This is a genomic window from Paenibacillus sp. FSL R5-0519, assembly GCF_037974275.1.
GTDB lineage: Bacteria > Bacillota > Bacilli > Paenibacillales > Paenibacillaceae > Paenibacillus.
Genome location: NZ_CP150234.1, coordinates 2,430,577 through 2,446,736, shown reverse-complemented (window position 1 = coordinate 2,446,736; position 16,160 = coordinate 2,430,577). Strand labels below are relative to the sequence as shown.

Sequence of the window (16,160 nt, the reverse complement as noted above, 5' to 3'; positions counted from 1 at the left end):
TTGATCTGAATCAAGGAATGCAGGCAATGAACAGATCATAGTCGGTCCCTACGACCCTTTGTTTTTAAGATGGTTACACCATCATTTTGCGCAGAGAAGCGATATATCTCGAACGTATAACGATGAAATAAAACGTCTGTGCAAGTACAAAGGCACCAAATACAGTCAACACCGGCATCGTATAATTGGTAATACCGAATTCAGTAAGAAATGGCTTAACCACGACCAACGTTTCAATGATAGCTACCCCGATCGGTAAAAAGAACAGAATAGCAATCTGAACGGTGGATGATCGTTTCATCTCCTGGAAACTGAGACCCATTTTCGAAAGAGAATGCACCATCTTTCCATCCGCTTCAAGATCGGTATGCAGTCTGAAATACAGAAAGCTTGCTGAAGAGATGGAGAAGATCAATCCGATAAATATGCCCAAGAAGGTAAATAGTGCTGTCCCCTGTCTAAATCTTTCAAAATCACCGTACCGCGTACTCAGATATCCGGAGTAATTCTCATCCGAAGCATTATCGCTTCGAATGGTATCTGCGGACGAAAGTAACTGATCGCTAACCATGGCTTCCGAGGAGTGCCGGTCAGGTACTGCATGACCCCAGGCAGGAATCTGATACAGAACTTTGCCAGATAACCTATTTTCATGGACCTGTTGTGTGATCTCTTCAAACTTCTCATCCGGGAGGACAACTACACCTGTTGAATAGATTAAGGTTGCAAACCTTGGCTCCACATCTGTAGCTGTAACTCTTGCTTGCATTGGGCCAGCTTCTAAATTCAAGGTCAATGTGTCTCCTTCCGAAAAATTGCGAAACTTGTTTCGATCGATCTGAGCCTGATCCTTCTCATTCCGGGAATCTACGAACAATGCTGAATTTGAATCCAATTGGAATGTCTCTTTTCCTAGAATTGTATTGAATCGGTTGTAGTGACTAAGCGGCATGACCGAGACAGCACTCTGATCCGCATCCGACCAGAAATACTCCAGATACATTTGCTGATAATCCAAGCCTGCGGCTTCAAGTGCTGAATTAATAGCGCTCATATCCATTTGATCCGTAGGTGTGTACACATTGTACTGGATTGCAAAATCGTTATTGGTAAATTGCTCCCGGTTCTCTTGATCCAGTGACAAAATCACAACTGCACTCATCGAAGCAATCGCAATGACCACGGTCACCATAAAGAGCATGCGAGCATTATCCTTCATTTTGTAACTCATCTCTGAGATCCATAACAGACGAGTACCATGCCATACCGTTTTACGATTACGCTTTAATACCCGTATAATGAGCACGGAAAGTTGTGAGTAGAAAAAATACGTCCCCGCGATGCCTGTTACTGCTGCGAGTAAGATCGTACCGCCGCTCAATTTACTGCGGAGTACTACAAATCCGATTGTAAGTAATGTCAGGCCCAGAAGTGAGAAGAACCACGAAGCTTTGGGTTCTTTTTTAGGTTTGCTGGTCCCTGTCAAAAGCTCTAACGTCCGTTTGTTTCCGATAAATATCAATGTGAAAAGTGAAATGCAGAAAAATAATAACAGAAATGCCCCGATCGTAATCAGAATCGCTTTCACCGGAAAATAGAAGGGCAGATCATCCATCCCGATAAAACGAGTGGTTAACATCAGGAACAGCTTCGACAACAACATGCCTCCGCCGATACCCGCAATAATGGAAAGACAGCCGATCAACATATTTTCCAATATAATTAATTTCCGAATCTGTCCAGGCTCCGCACCAAGTATGGTTAGAATGCCAAACTCCTTGTTCCGTGATTTGAGAAAAGCACTGATGGAATACATGACAAAGAAAAACGCAAACACATATACAATGATCGAAGCCACCTGCATCCCCGTAGCAGTTGTGTCACCCATCGGCAACTCTGTCACATACGGATGATAGATGAACACTGCATAAGCGAAGAAAATCATGACCATAAACACACTGCTTAGAAAAAAAGCAATATACGCTCGCCCATTGCGGCGAATGTTATTAAACGCGAACTGAGGAAAGCTCATGTGAATTCCCTCCCCAGAAGGATAACGTATCAATGATCCGCTGGAAGAACGTCTGCCGATTATCTCCGCGGTGTACCTCCGCTGCCAGTTTCCCGTCCTTGATAAATACGATTCGATTGCAATAACTTGCAGCAAGGGGATCGTGTGTCACCAGCATAATGGTCGTTTTCTCCTGCTGATTAATCTGTTCAAGCGATTCCATGACAGCCTGAGATGAAGTGGAATCCAATGCGCCCGTAGGTTCATCCGCCAATACAATTGAAGGCATATTGATCATGGATCTCGCAATGGCTGTGCGCTGTCGCTGACCGCCCGAGATTTCGTACACTCGTTTATCCAGAATATGATCAATCCCAAGCTTGGTTGTAATGCGTTGTAGTCTACTCTCCATCTCCTTCAGTTTGACCTTGTCCAGTGTCAATGGAAGTACAATATTCTCGGCAACCGTCAGCGTGTCCAACAGATTGAAATCCTGAAAGACAAACCCGAGTTCCCGACGCCGGAACATGGCAAGTTCTTTCTTTTTCATATCAAACGGGTTCATGCCATTAATTAGCACCTTGCCTGAGCTGGGTTCATCAATGGTAGAGACCATGTTTAACAATGTGGTTTTGCCACTGCCAGACGGGCCCATAATGCCCACAAACTCACCTTGCTTGATTGTCAGATGAATATCACTAAGGGCTTGAGTCTGCACTTTGCCCTGATATACTTTGCTTAGTGCTGATACTTGTAACATTTCCATGTGTATTCCCCTCCGAATCTATTACTCTTTATATGTTAATCCTATTCTTATCCTAACTGACCTTCCGTAACGGTGCTATCGAATTACCTTAAACTTTCCTTACAGTACGTTTAAGGTTCTGTTCCCCTGCCTCCATAACTTTTGGTATCTATATAAAAAAACACCTCACCCACGGCTGTGGGCAAAGCGCTCTTTACTGCGGAACTTTCGTATGAACCCAGCTGAATCTAACCAATGTTCCCTTATTCAGCTCTGAAAATAACTCTACCCGGTTATCCAGGCGTGCACTGATCTCACGAACCAGATATAATCCCATTCCCGTAGATTCATGGTATTGCCTGCCACGTTCACCTGTAAAATAGGGATTGAACACACGATGAATATCCTCGGACGAGATGCCGATTCCCTCATCCTGAATATCCAGAATTGTACGCTCTTCCTGTTTATAGCCGGTAATGATCACTTTTTTGCCTGATTTGCTATCGGAATAGCTCACCGCATTGGTCAGGATCTGGGTGAACATGAACCGCAGCCACTTGGAATCACTATAGATCTTAAGATCTTCCTCCATACGGATATCCGGCTTAATGCCTCTGCGTATAAACAAACGTCGGTTCTCTGCAATGCTGCTCCGAAGTACCTCTTGCAGAGACAGCAGCTCCACACGAAAATCTCCTTCGAACTGTTCAAGCCGGGATGAATGTAAGACCATTTCAAGTCCTTTACGCATTTTATCTAGCTCATCCTGAATGCTGCCAGCCGTCTCATCTTCCACGTCTTCCAAGGTCAGTTGGATAATAGACAACGGTGTCTTCATCTGATGAACCCAGCGATTCATGAATACCACCTGCTGTTCCTTGCTAGTACGTAACTGACCAATCTCGTTCTGCCGATTACGCTCCAGTTCGTGTAACAATTCCTGGATAGCCTCAGCTACAACCGAATTTCCAAGGGTCTGAAAAGACTCGTTTACCCATTTACGTGGTTGTTGAAGTAGATGATAATACGCTCGTAGCTGGAAGTAACGTACGACCAGATAGACCAGTAACACAACGGTACTAATCAGCATGCCATAGAGGATAATTTTCATCGGACGATCTTCACCAGAGAGCCAATATACACACGGAACAAGCAGCATCTGCAGCACATAAAATCCAACTAACATCTGGTGGTCTTTCAGAAAAAGTTTCATTTCCCTTGTCCTTGTGCAAAAGCGCCCAGATCCAACACGCGATAACCCGCTCCGCGAACCGTCTCCAAAATCTCTTCTGCTCCCAGTTCCTTCAACTTCCGACGTACACGTGTAATATAGACATTCAACGTATTATCATCAATAAAATGCTGATCTTCCCACATCTGTTCTAGCAATTTTTCCCGGCTGACCACTCGACCTGCCTTCACCATCAGCGCTTGCACCAGTATCGCTTCCTTCTGAGTCAGTTCTGTTGAGCGTTCATCATATTCCAATACGAATCGCTCAGGATAGAGAATCATGGGACCGTTATTCACTTTCACTTCCTGCTGCACAGCAGCGTAAGAACCATAGGCTCTGCGCAGCTGACTGCGGACTTTGGCAAGCACAACTTCATATTGAAAAGGTTTTGTAATATAATCATCCGCTCCATGTTCCAGTGCCATAATCTGATCCATGCCGCTATCCCGAGCGGATATGAATAGAATGGGACATATGGAATGTGTACGTATCTGTCTGCACCAATAGTAGCCATCATATTGAGGCAGGTTCACATCCATCAGCACAATATCCGGTTCCATCTTCACGAATTCATCCAATACATGACGAAAATCACCGGTGACCTGTACCTGGAATCCATTTCGGCTCAGATAAGCCGCCAGCAATCCTGCAAGCTTGGCATCATCTTCAACCAACAATATCGATTGCATCGTTAACCCTCTTTCCGTTTCCTGACGTCAATGTATCACATCTAGTTACCCATTTTAGTTGGAAACGGCTTGGAAATAAAGGGTCAGACTACGAGACGCCCCCTTCTCTCTGCCAAACCAATGATAGCTTCCACCCCTGAATTAAATTCCAGAAAGTCCTGCTCGACCCCATCGCTGAAAATAACTCCATCCTCCGGCATCTGGGATACAATGTGCAACGGTTGCTTCGAATGGATCTGTCCAAACACCAGGTTGGCCGCTGTCGTTCGGCTTGGAAAGGGTTCTCTTACTGAGAAATACAAGTACGGCGCATCCCAGTTAAAATGATTCAGCTCCTGCCTGCTTCCATGAATGGATGAGGATGCTGTAGCAACCTCATTTTCCGAATTCATGTGCTGCCATGCCGCCGATCCTACAATTCCGGTGGCCCCGGCCAGCACACTTTTGAACCAACCTGTCGATCCCATGCCTGTGGATACAATGATACCGCTGGAGGATTGTTGTTCTACGGATGTACCCAAACGCACTTCATAACGTGCCGATACATGTGTCTTCCGACCAATGAACAGATCGTTGACGCCATATAGATACTGTCCATCATTGAGTTCTACTTTGGCGAGTGTGACTTCTTTCAACGTTCGTTGTTTTCGAATGACATCCGGGACAATGAAACTTAGATCCTCCACAGTAAAAGGTAATAACACCCCGTCCCATCGCATTGGGTCCGGGTTCACGCCAATGAGTGGCTGCTCGGTTACGTATTTGAGGGTATTGGCTACAAGCCCATCCTGTCCAACCACAACCACGATATCCTGCTCTCCAAAAATAAAGTTCGGTACATGTTCTCGATCAATCGTCTGAACCCGTCCTAATTCCCCCAGTTGCTGCTGCGCCTGCTGCACAGATAACCGATAACGACGGTCTTCCTCCATATAATCACTGAAGTCTGCGCCCAGACGTTCAATATAAAACTGAGCTTGCTGCACCGTGTTATATCGAACCACCAACTCTTCCAGTCGGGTCCGACGCTTAACGAGAATGAGCTTGTGTTCGCTCATTCGATCGTCCGGCGTAGCCGGATGACGTACTGATTTCCCTGCTTGCTCTGCCTGCTCTCTTCTTCCTAATCTCATCGCCCTCTACCTCCCTGATCTCTGCCCGGCGCGGGAGACATCAACCCCTGCAACAGATCCGGCGAAATATTCAGCTGTCCAATCTTGCCTGCATTTTCAGCCAGCTCCTGGAATGCAAGTGCAATCAGCTTATCGGAATTCATGCCCATGTTTGCCATTGCTTGCAGTACACTCGGCTGTACATGTTTCAACGAATTCATCACGGCAGCGATCTCATACGCTTTGGCATCGGCTTCCGCATTGTGATTGGCAATGGTTAACTCAATTAACTGCTGCTTGCGTTCCTCCATCGCTGTATTGAACTGAAGCTGCTCCTGCTCCATCTCGTTTTGTTTCTGTTTCACCGAGCGTTCTGCATGCAGTTGGGTCTCACGAATTTGCTGTTTCTTTGTCTCCACGGCAATTTCGGTGTTCAGTTCGTTCTCCTTCACTCGTCTCTCCTGTTCAATCGATGCATTGCGACGAACATACAGCGCTTCATCTGCTTGACGTAAAATCTCTTCCCGTGCTTGTGCTTCCAATGCACGCATCGTCTCTTTATTGGGCAGAATGGCCAGAATGGATAGACTCATCAGCTCAACGCCCAGTTTCTCCAACTCTTCACTTTGCACAACTTCGCGTTTCATGCTGCTTGCCAACCGTTCACTGGATTGTATGGCCTCCTTCAACGGCATTTTCTCCAGATATTTCTTGGTTAGTACTTTCGCTGTGGTGATTACCCGTTGGTCCAGTTTGCCGGGGTCGTCGGAAATATACCGATTTTTGCGCAAATTGTACGTGTAATTCAGGCTCTGTGTTATTTTCAAATAATCTACAATGCGATAACTTAGCTGTCCCTGGACAGTAACGGTCTGATAGTCCGCCGTAATCTCTTCGAACATAAAAGGTACATCCACCGAAGACACGGGTAGCACCACTACCGATGTGGTCGGCTCATAATAATAGAAAGACAATCCCACACCTTGACGTTGTACCTTGCCATTTTTCACTTTCATTACATATTCACTGGGTTGGAACTTCGCAAATCGGAATCCAAACATGGCTCATTCCCCATTTCTTAATATTGTCGTTTTGATATTATCGAAATGATAACAAATGAATTTGATATTGTCAATACGACATTAACAAATGATTCATATGACTATGTGGCGAAAAGCATTAAGTTCTAAACCTCTTTTTTCACAAAAAACAAAGAGACCGAATCAGTTGATTCGATCTCCTTACCTGCTTTGTTATTTTCTAATACAGTCGTTCCATCAATCTGGCTACCGCAACAGTCCCTTGTGCACGGTTCGCCGTTTCTTTCGGAGCAAACGTGCCATCAGGCATGCCATTCAGCAGTCCAAGTTGCTGCATCAAGTCTACAGCCTCTTTGGCGTATGGCGCGATCTCGTCGTTGTCTGCAAACACCATATTGCCTTGTACAGAATGGGTCGCATTCTCACGCTGCACAACCTGAAGAGCCCTATTCAGCATAACGGCCATATCTTCTCGTGAAATACGTTCATTCGCTCCAAAGCTTCCATCCGCCCGGCCTTGAATAATGTTCATTTCAATGCCAAGTCTTACTGAATCGGCATACCACTGCCCTTCCTCCACATCCGTTGGGAGCGAAATGGATGCATCGTACTGGCGTGTATCACCAATGCCTTTAATGATCATTTGCAAAAATTGTGCTCTGGTCAGTTCACCTTGCGGGGCAAAACGTGTTGCACTCATCCCCTTAATAATTCCCTTACCGTAGAGGTTCTGCACTTCTTGGAGAGCCCAATTGTGATTTTGCAGATCATGTAAGGGCACTTCAACTTGTGCAATAACATAACTGCCGGATTCCAACGGTTTGAACGCCATCGTTTTTGTCTTGTCATCGTACTTGGAGTACGTAACAGGTTTCATTTCTCCACCTGGAGATATGGAATGTACGACCATAACTACATCATTCTGCTTAGGTTGCTCTACACTGGATAGAACAACTTCAACCGCTCTGTTTGTCCATTGCAATGGCTTATTGTTCATTAACAGATTCACATCAACAATCGCATGATTACCGATCGCTGCTTTTTGAGATGTGGACAGTGTATCTGTCGATCCTTTTGCTACTATGATGTCGAACGTTCCCGCAGTCTCCGCAATGGTTAGCGGGAGTGATTTCAGAGGAACACGAACGGTAGTCGGTCCTACGACTACATTTAGGGATTGCACTTCCTCGGAACGAACCCATGTTGCCAGTTGGCTTGCAGCCAATTGGAATGTGACTGTCTTGGCTGAATCAGGCACATCTGCGATCAGCTTCAGCGTACGATTTCCTGTATCCATGGACTGCAGTGCCTGAGTTAATTGGGATGCATCCGGACGAATCGAGTACTTGTCATCCCCGGTTGCTGTTCCTTTTACCGTTATTGAACCCTTCACTGGTCCAGTGCCAGATCCAACTGGCGGGGTTACAGCCGGATTTCCCGTCGAAGGAGCTGTTCCCGGGTTAGATGGTTGTGAAGGTACACTTGGTTGGGATGGCTGACCAGGGTCAGGTGTAGTATCTTGACGCACAAGCTTGCTCACAGCATCTTGTAACGCTTGATCCGCTTTGCTTAGTTCTTGCGTGGAAGATTCCACATCTACAATGAGCTCCTTCGCTTCAGAAAGCATCTTACTGAACACATTCCAGCTTGCAGTCGTGTATTCGGTTTGCTTTAATTTCTCAGCGGCATCTACAGTAGCTTGCAGTGCCGATTTGTCCGCCGGGAACGTACCGTATGCTTCAAATTCCATGAATCCTACCCATGTGGGACCTGTTTTAATCGTTACCCGAATGTAACGTCCCTCCGTGCCTTCTGGAAGTACATGGCTAGGTGCGGTCGATACAACCACATCACTTGTGGTGTCCACTACTTTCACAAAATTTTGGTTATCATTGGACACTTCGATTGTATATTTGATGCCGCCACTCCACATCGACATTTCCAACTTGCGCAAGTTTGCGACTTGCCCCAAATCCACTTGCCACCAGCTTCCTATACTCTTATCCGTTCCCCATGAAGTGTTCGGATTGTTGTCAATTGCACCTTCAGGAGAGTTGGCTTGATTGCCTCCTGTCCCTGCACTGCTTGAAGCCGTTGCCGTTTTGCCCGTTGTGAGAGCCTCCAGAGAGACCAGATTAATAAAGGCCTGTTTCAACGTACTCAGTGCTGAGTTCACTTCAGACTGGACAACAGCTTGGTTATCTCGGACCTGAATCGCTGCCTGCAAAGATTGCTGCAATACAGACCAGCTCCGGCGTGTATAGGAAGATTCATTCTGCTGCTGCATTTGTTGAATGTACTGGTGCAGTTGTGTTTTGTCCACATTGGATAGGCCTTCAATGGCATCATGCAAACGTTTAACCGCTGTATTCGCATCCGTCTGTGTTGCTCTTGGATCATCCAAGACCTGCTCAGCGCCTTCCAGCGCTTTGGTCAACACCGCCCAAGTGGCCGCAGACCAGTCAGTCTGCTGATACGTACGCGCTTCCGCTATTTTAGCTCGTAGCTCGTCAAGTTGCGGTGGAATCACCTGCATTTGCTGCATCACATGTTCCAATCCTGTTGTTGCTGCATCTGTATCTGCTTGAGTCACCCCACCCGGTGTGTATGCCTGTTGGTATGTTGCATTCGCTGAGGAGATTGCTGGAGCCAGAGTACCCCAAGTTTCCGGAGTAAAATCAGTCTCGACCAGTGATTTGGCTCGTGTAAGTGCCGCAGCCAGTTGCTGTCGATCTGCGGGCAGAGTACCCAATCCACGTTTGTACACATCAAGGGACCATAACGCTCTGCCTTCATACGAATGCCCGCCGTTGGCCGGAAATTCATCGTAATCAAACATCGCCTGGTTCTCCCATGCATTCCCTTCGGATGCAATCCAGCCTACACCGGCCGGAATCCAAGCTGGCTCCCAGTAGAAGAACCCTGCGCCATGATTATTCGGCACGTTCGCAATCATGTCCATAATGCCCGCGATGGCATCATATTGACCTTGAACGGTTGCAGGGAAGTCTGCTCCCCCTACATGAAGCGCTTCGTCCGATCCAATGATGTTACCGTGTGCATCCCCGTTTTTATATGAAAATGGATACGATGTCTCGGCAATAATCACATCTTTTTCGAATTTGTTAGATACTTCATTCATGGTCTTCTGCACATCGGCAAATGTCCCATGCCAGAACGGATAATAAGAAAGTCCGATGATATCGTACTTCAGTTCGCGTTTCTGCAGCTCACTGAAATACCAGTCAAACGTATCCGCCTTGCCACCTTCAGCCAGATGGATCATGATCTTCACCTTATCCGCGTTATTGGTGACCTCTCCTTCTACTGCACGTACAGCATCAATTCCGCTTTTCAGCAATGCAACATTTTCGTTGAAATTCACGTCACTGCTCAAGCCGTTCAGAAGACCACTGTTGATCTCGTTACCAATCTGCACCATATCAGGCATGGCGTTCTCTGCTTTCATCTCTCCCACAACTTCAACCGTATAATCGTATACGGCTTGTTTCAGCTCTTCGTGGGAAAGACCTTCCCAAGCTTTAGGTCGAAGCTGCTGACCCGGGTGAGCCCACTCGTCAGAATAATGGAAATCAAGCAATATCTTCATGCCTTTTTCCTTCACCCGTTTGGCCAAACGAATGACATCTTCCTTATCGTTGTAACCCCCTGATTTCTGTGGATCATTCCACAGACGAAGACGTACATAATTGACACCGCGATCCTTGAGAATATCAAGTAAATCACGCTCTGTACCGTTGCTGTCCACGTATTTTCCGCCTTTGTCCTCAATGGCAGTCAACGTGGATATATCGACACCTCTAACATAGTCTTCACGATATCCCTCAACAATTACCTTGGCTTCAGGCCGAGGCTCTGGGGGCGCACCATATACAGTTCCTGTTACCGTAAAATTGCCTGAAGAGGCGTACTTCGAAGGGTCGATATTATCCCATGTCACAGGCACCATTCCCGATTTTCCATTCTGGTACCATGCTTTTACCTGGTTTGGCAGAACTGGCGCACTTCTGGTCACCGTTCTCACTTCGATCGGATCATATTTGTTAATATTGGCCGGTTCAGTGCCTTCTGCTTCTCCCCATACTTTGAACTCCAATATTTCCGGCCAGACTCCTTCACCCTTGAAAAAGGAAATATTCAGCCTGATGTATCGTACATCATTCTGCTCAAACGTCAGATCAGCGATCTGTTTGGGATCGGCATTTTCTCTTTGATCAACAACTTCCGTCCATGTCTCCTGGTCAGCAGATGTTTCTATCATATATTTCACAATCGTGTTTTCTCTCCACGTGATTTGCGCTCCGGACAGATTGTAGTCCTGACCCAGATCAATCATAGCCCACTGTGGTTGTTCTGTTGTCACTCCAGCGGTAGCAGCCCAATGTGTATCACTTTTGCCATCAACCAAATGGTCTTTGTTACTTCCCCACTCCAAATATTCTGTGCTTACCGTAACTGCCTTGTTAAGTGCCACGTTCACTTTCGCTTCTTCCGCAGCCGCTGGACGAACCATCAGTCCCAGATCACAGAACAGCATCAGTAAGACCAGACAACCGCTTATGTACCTTTTGTTCACTCTTGATCTCCCCCTTTTTGTGTTTGATTGTGCATGGATCAATGAATGTGATGAATCCTCCTCATTGTAAGCGCTTAATAGCGGTGGATAACACGGCATTTTCCAAAGGAAACAGCAGTTATTTTAACAATATGATCCTGTAAAAGTTACATTTGAGCTATAAGAATCACACTTTTTGTCAGAAACAAAAAAATCTGTCCGTGCACCGGAATGCGGATGCAGAACAGATTTTTAGGTATATGATCGTTGCTATACTTATTTGGAGAGTTTTAATTCAAGCTGTACCTGAATATCATTTTCTGTCGAAAGCACAACCGAGTGCGGATTCTCCATTCCGAAATCTTCGAAGGTTACCATCGATGTCGCTGACAACAAAACTTCGTTATTCTCATAAGCCGCTTTTGCATCAAAAGTGACTTCTTTTTCAATACCTCTAACAGTTAAAGTACCCTTCATCTTGATATCAACCGTCTGACCGACAGGCCATTCCGCAGGTACCCCTTCAAATGATGTCGCTTTAAATGTTGCTTGTGGGTATGTAGCAATGTCGAAGAAATCCGCTTGCTTCACGTGACCATCACGCTGTCCATTCCCGGAATCAATTCCGTCCATCTCGATCTGTCCTTCTGCTTTCATCTGGGAAGCATCGTCTAGATTAATAGTCCAATTGCCTGTTACCTGCTCGTCCACAAAGTTAACGGTCTCCTGCGAAGTAGTTACAGAGAAGTATACTTTGGAACCTTCGCTAATGCTCCAGTCTCCGTTCAGTTGCTCTGCTCCCGCAGTTTCATTGGCTACAGCCGTTCCTGTGCTGTCTACCGTAGTTGTGGAAGTCGCTGTGCTCGCAGGAATCACCTGTTCAATTTCCACGTTGTTCCCCAAGTAGCTATTTGCGAGATAGTAACCACCGCCACCAATTACGGCAACCGCCGCCACACCTGTTATGAGCCATGCTTTTGCTTTCTTGTTCATCTCTATTTCCTCCAGTACATCATTGTTTAAGTTGGTTGTTGAATGGATCATATCAATTGAATGTGTCAGGAAGAAGTCAAGAAAAGACAAGGCCCATATTTTTTTCGAATCCGTAATGCAGGATTGGCTTTACGCTCTGGCTCATGTAAAATCAGTACAAGTTTATGAAATGAAAGGAGAACGCTTTTCTTGAAATCCATACTTATCGTTGAGGATGAACAAGCTATTGCACGAGTACTGGCTGCTTATCTGAGAAAAGCAGAATTCGAAGTTCATCATGCAGCAGATGGACCGACTGCACTTACCCTTTTTGATACCGTAACGCCTTCCCTTGTATTACTTGATGTGATGCTGCCAGGAATGGATGGATGGGATCTGCTGCGGATTATTCGTGAAAAAAGTGCTTGTCCCGTGATCATGCTAACCGCACTGGATGACATTTCAGACCGTCTCAACGGATTGAATGCCGGTGCTGACGATTATATGAGCAAACCTTTTGTACCAGAAGAAGTGGTCGCTAGAGTTAATGCGGTGTTGCGCCGTAATCCACATTGGACCTCAGGTGGCGAAGAGAAACGTTCCTTTGGAAATCTCGTCATTGATCTTGCTGCCAAGCAGGTGCTGCTGAACGGTGCAGAAGTTGCACTCACACCTCGTGACCTCTCATTACTGTTCTTCCTGTCCGATTATCCGAATCGTACGTTTACCAGGGATCACCTTATTGAACAGGTATGGGGGATGGACTATGATGGCAGTGACCGTGCTGTGGATCTATCGATTAAACGACTACGTCAAGCCCTCTCCCACTGGTCGCCAGAGACAGGAGAAATTCGGACGTTGCGAGGAATGGGGTATCAATTTTGGATCGCCAACTGAAACAGAAGAAACCGAAACGAACGATATCCATTCTGTCACACTGGACACTGCGATATTTTCTGATTCTATGCATTGGTTTCACAATTATTGTGGCTGGGGCACTCTACTGGATTCGAACAACTTCCATTGAGAAAAGCCTCAAAACTGCAGAACTGCTGGGTCTGGAGATCGCAGATCATGTGACCAGTGAAAATAATATGCTACGGGTTCCACCCGATCTGGACAGACTGGTAACCAAGCGAGAGAAACTATTTAATACAGATCATTATTTTTGTGTGATGATCTTGGACAACAACAATCAATTGATTTTTTCCCAGCCTAAAATGGAGCAAAAAGATGTACAATATCGACTGTCAGACGACTATCTTGAACCGCGAAACAACAAATATGCAGGTGTAACGGTCAACATCTCCGAGGGCGATCAAACCTTGGGTAAAGTGTGGGTCATGCAGTCCAAACAATCCATTACATTTGGTCCAGAGACCATATGGCTCGTGTCTCTAATCCTCGGTGGACTAATCCTCTGTGGATGGTTCACAATCTATCTCCTGTCCAATAAGTTATCCAGACCTATTCGTCAGGTAGCTTATGCAGCTGAACAGATTCGAGGTGGCAATTATGATGTGAGTCTTGACTTGAATACACGAGAGCGTGAGATCAATGAACTTGTTAATTCATTCCGCGATATGGCCTCTCGTCTCCAACAACTTGAAGAATGGCGCACACTTTCGCTGGCAGGGGTAAGTCATGAACTCAAGACACCGGTAACTTCCATCAAGGGGCTCGTAATGGCAGTACGTGACGATGTTGTGAGTCCACAGGAAGGAAAAGAATTTTTGGATATCGCTTTGAAGGAATCTGAACGCATGGAGCGTATGGTCGCAGATTTGCTGGATTATAACGCCATGGCAGCAGGAAGTGTTACGGTTCGCAAGGAACGGACGGATCTGAAGCTGTTGGTCGGTGAGATCATCTATCAGTGGAAGATTGCGTATGAGGATAAAATGCCAGAGGTTCAGCTGCACACCCCTCCAGTCAACTTCTTTACCATGGGGGATGCTCTCCGCATTCAGCAGATCATTGTTAATTTGCTCAATAATGCACTTCATGCCACTGCTCCTGAACAAAAGGCTGTCTTCGATATTTATCTACGTGCAGAAGAACAGATGTTATACGTTGATGTCAAGGACAACGGCACAGGCATCGCGTCTGAAGACCAACCCAAGATCTTCGAACGCTTCTATCGTGGAGAGCTCAAGAAACGTCGTAACCGCGGCCTGGGTCTAGGCTTAACATATAGCCGGCTACTCGCTCAGGAACAAGGCGGTGAACTGAAACTTCTCTCCAGTAGTCCGGAAGGCAGCACGTTCAGATTGAGCCTGCCACGCTGGACTGCAAGTCAAGAAGCCATGAATACGGAAAAAGCATACGGAGCAGCCGTTAAAGTGTAACGCAACATGCTAACACTAACATGACAAATAGCCCAGGATTCCATTCAGGAGACTGGGCTATTCCAGCGTTTTTTCAGTCAACACTCTAATACACGTGGCCTATATTCATCGTACGCATCCGAGATCAGTTGCTTATGAAGTGAACTGCTGGCTATGATCGCTTTCCGCTTTGCTTTCAAAACGATCTGTTCTATATCCGCATAACTGCACCCTGCCAGGCGTTCACATATGTAATCTTCCAGCCGGGTCTCCTGTTCAAAAGTCCCAACCAACTTGCTGATATACAATCTGCGACTTGAATCATCAGGCATACCATAGGTCATCTTCGTATCAAAACGCCGCCATATGGCATGATCCAGCTGGGTTTCCAGATTCGTTGCAGCCACCAGAATACTGTCCCCATCGAATTCGTCCAGACACTGCAACAACGTATTGACGACACGAGCCATCTCTTTTACTTCATCATTGCTCTCACGCGTCCGACCTATGGCATCAAATTCATCTAGAAATAACACGCAGGGATTCAATCGCGCATATTCGAATAACTTGCGAACATTACTGCCCGTCTCCCCAAGATGGCTATGAATAATTGCATCTAATCTCACGAGTACAAGTGGCAAATCAAGCCGCTCTGCCAGATATGATGCCGTTAATGTTTTTCCTGTACCAGGTGGCCCGAACATGACCATTTTATTGGGGATGGACACATCATGCTCTCTGAATTTCTCTTTCATGCCCAGAATGGTGATGAATTCATTAATGATACGCTCATTTTCAGCGGAAAATACAATATGCTGGGCTTTGCGCCTACACTCTTTGGGTGTGTAAAAAGCAGCCATATCGATCCCTTTTGCTCGTGGAATCCGGTTCATATGGTTCACTTTGCTCATGTAAACATATGCTCCTTTACTTATAGTTTAAGTCCGTGATTCAAGTTATATAGAATCCAATAGACTTTAATCGTAATAATTACTATTAAATAATATCACATTAATGCCTTTTTGCAAATATAGCTACAGCACGTCCACTATTTTGCCACAGATGGAAGTCATTTTGTTGCAAGCTTCAATAAAATTTGCTATTCTAAATATGCATCGTTGGGTATAACGCAAAAAAGCCCTCCATTTTTCGCGAGAGCAAAAATTTTCCATATTCGCAAGCGGCAACTTGCTACATCTGGATTCTTTATACCAACGAATGTAATCCAATTAAAGTGAGGTTAACAATCATGGCAAAAGACGTATTATGTGAAGTTAATTCCTGTCGTCACTGGGCTCAAGAGAACAAATGTAATGCTTCTTCAATCTACATCGTAAGCCACAGTTCCAAAGAAGCAAGTCAGTCTGCTGAAACAGACTGTAAGACTTTTGAAGTAAAATAAGTAATCTCGTGTAATTCCCTAAAGGAGCCCTTACCGGTTCCTTTTTTCTTTG

At 45.7% G+C, this 16,160-nt stretch carries 12 protein-coding genes; 3 read left to right on the top strand and 9 right to left on the bottom strand.

The window, feature by feature from the left end:
- Positions 1-73: 73 nt before the first annotated feature.
- The 8 genes from MKY73_RS11195 to MKY73_RS11160 all read right to left on the bottom strand — a co-directional run bounded on the left by MKY73_RS11195 (position 74) and on the right by MKY73_RS11160 (position 12,400).
- Positions 74-2,032, bottom strand: coding sequence for an ABC transporter permease (locus MKY73_RS11195; protein WP_339307428.1), 1,959 nt, complete (start codon positions 2,030-2,032; stop codon positions 74-76).
- Positions 2,007-2,777, bottom strand: a complete 771-nt coding sequence (locus MKY73_RS11190; RefSeq protein WP_339234990.1) for an ABC transporter ATP-binding protein — start codon at positions 2,775-2,777, stop codon at positions 2,007-2,009. The genes MKY73_RS11195 and MKY73_RS11190 overlap by 26 nt, the downstream gene beginning before the upstream one ends.
- A gap of 193 nt (positions 2,778-2,970) precedes the next feature.
- The gene (locus tag MKY73_RS11185; protein ID WP_339307426.1) at positions 2,971-3,969 is read right to left on the bottom strand and encodes a sensor histidine kinase; all 999 of its coding nucleotides are present in this window, start codon (positions 3,967-3,969) and stop codon (positions 2,971-2,973) included.
- On the bottom strand, positions 3,966-4,679 hold the full coding sequence (locus MKY73_RS11180; RefSeq protein ID WP_339307424.1) for a response regulator transcription factor: 714 nt from the start codon (positions 4,677-4,679) through the stop codon (positions 3,966-3,968). Before MKY73_RS11180 ends, MKY73_RS11185 begins: the two co-directional genes overlap by 4 nt.
- A gap of 83 nt (positions 4,680-4,762) precedes the next feature.
- Entirely contained in the window at positions 4,763-5,737 is a 975-nt protein-coding gene (locus tag MKY73_RS11175; RefSeq protein WP_339308558.1) for a sugar kinase, read from the bottom strand.
- Between the two features lie 71 nt (positions 5,738-5,808).
- Positions 5,809-6,852, bottom strand: coding sequence for an SPFH domain-containing protein (locus tag MKY73_RS11170; RefSeq protein ID WP_339307422.1), 1,044 nt, complete (start codon positions 6,850-6,852; stop codon positions 5,809-5,811).
- Between the two features lie 199 nt (positions 6,853-7,051).
- Positions 7,052-11,428 carry a glycosyl hydrolase 53 family protein gene (locus MKY73_RS11165; RefSeq protein WP_339307420.1) on the bottom strand — a complete coding sequence of 1,459 codons (4,377 nt, stop codon included), beginning with the start codon at positions 11,426-11,428 and terminating at the stop codon, positions 7,052-7,054.
- Between the two features lie 255 nt (positions 11,429-11,683).
- Positions 11,684-12,400, bottom strand: a complete 717-nt coding sequence (locus MKY73_RS11160) for a YceI family protein (protein WP_339307418.1) — start codon at positions 12,398-12,400, stop codon at positions 11,684-11,686.
- A 189-nt stretch (positions 12,401-12,589) separates the two neighbouring features.
- On the opposite strand from MKY73_RS11160, the gene MKY73_RS11155 reads away from it, so the two are divergent.
- Together MKY73_RS11155 and MKY73_RS11150 are read left to right on the top strand one after the other, a co-directional pair.
- Positions 12,590-13,276 (top strand): response regulator transcription factor, encoded by a 687-nt coding sequence (locus tag MKY73_RS11155; RefSeq protein ID WP_036613325.1) that lies wholly within the window; start codon positions 12,590-12,592, stop codon positions 13,274-13,276.
- Positions 13,261-14,727 (top strand): HAMP domain-containing sensor histidine kinase, encoded by a 1,467-nt coding sequence (locus MKY73_RS11150; RefSeq protein WP_339307416.1) that lies wholly within the window; start codon positions 13,261-13,263, stop codon positions 14,725-14,727. Before MKY73_RS11155 ends, MKY73_RS11150 begins: the two co-directional genes overlap by 16 nt.
- A gap of 77 nt (positions 14,728-14,804) precedes the next feature.
- Here MKY73_RS11150 and MKY73_RS11145 read toward each other — a convergent pair whose 3' ends face one another.
- Positions 14,805-15,617, bottom strand: a complete 813-nt coding sequence (locus MKY73_RS11145; RefSeq protein ID WP_339307414.1) for an ATP-binding protein — start codon at positions 15,615-15,617, stop codon at positions 14,805-14,807.
- A 338-nt stretch (positions 15,618-15,955) separates the two neighbouring features.
- On the opposite strand from MKY73_RS11145, the gene MKY73_RS11140 reads away from it, so the two are divergent.
- Positions 15,956-16,108, top strand: a complete 153-nt coding sequence (locus tag MKY73_RS11140; protein WP_074095586.1) for a DUF1540 domain-containing protein — start codon at positions 15,956-15,958, stop codon at positions 16,106-16,108.
- The last annotated feature ends 52 nt before the right edge of the window (positions 16,109-16,160 follow it).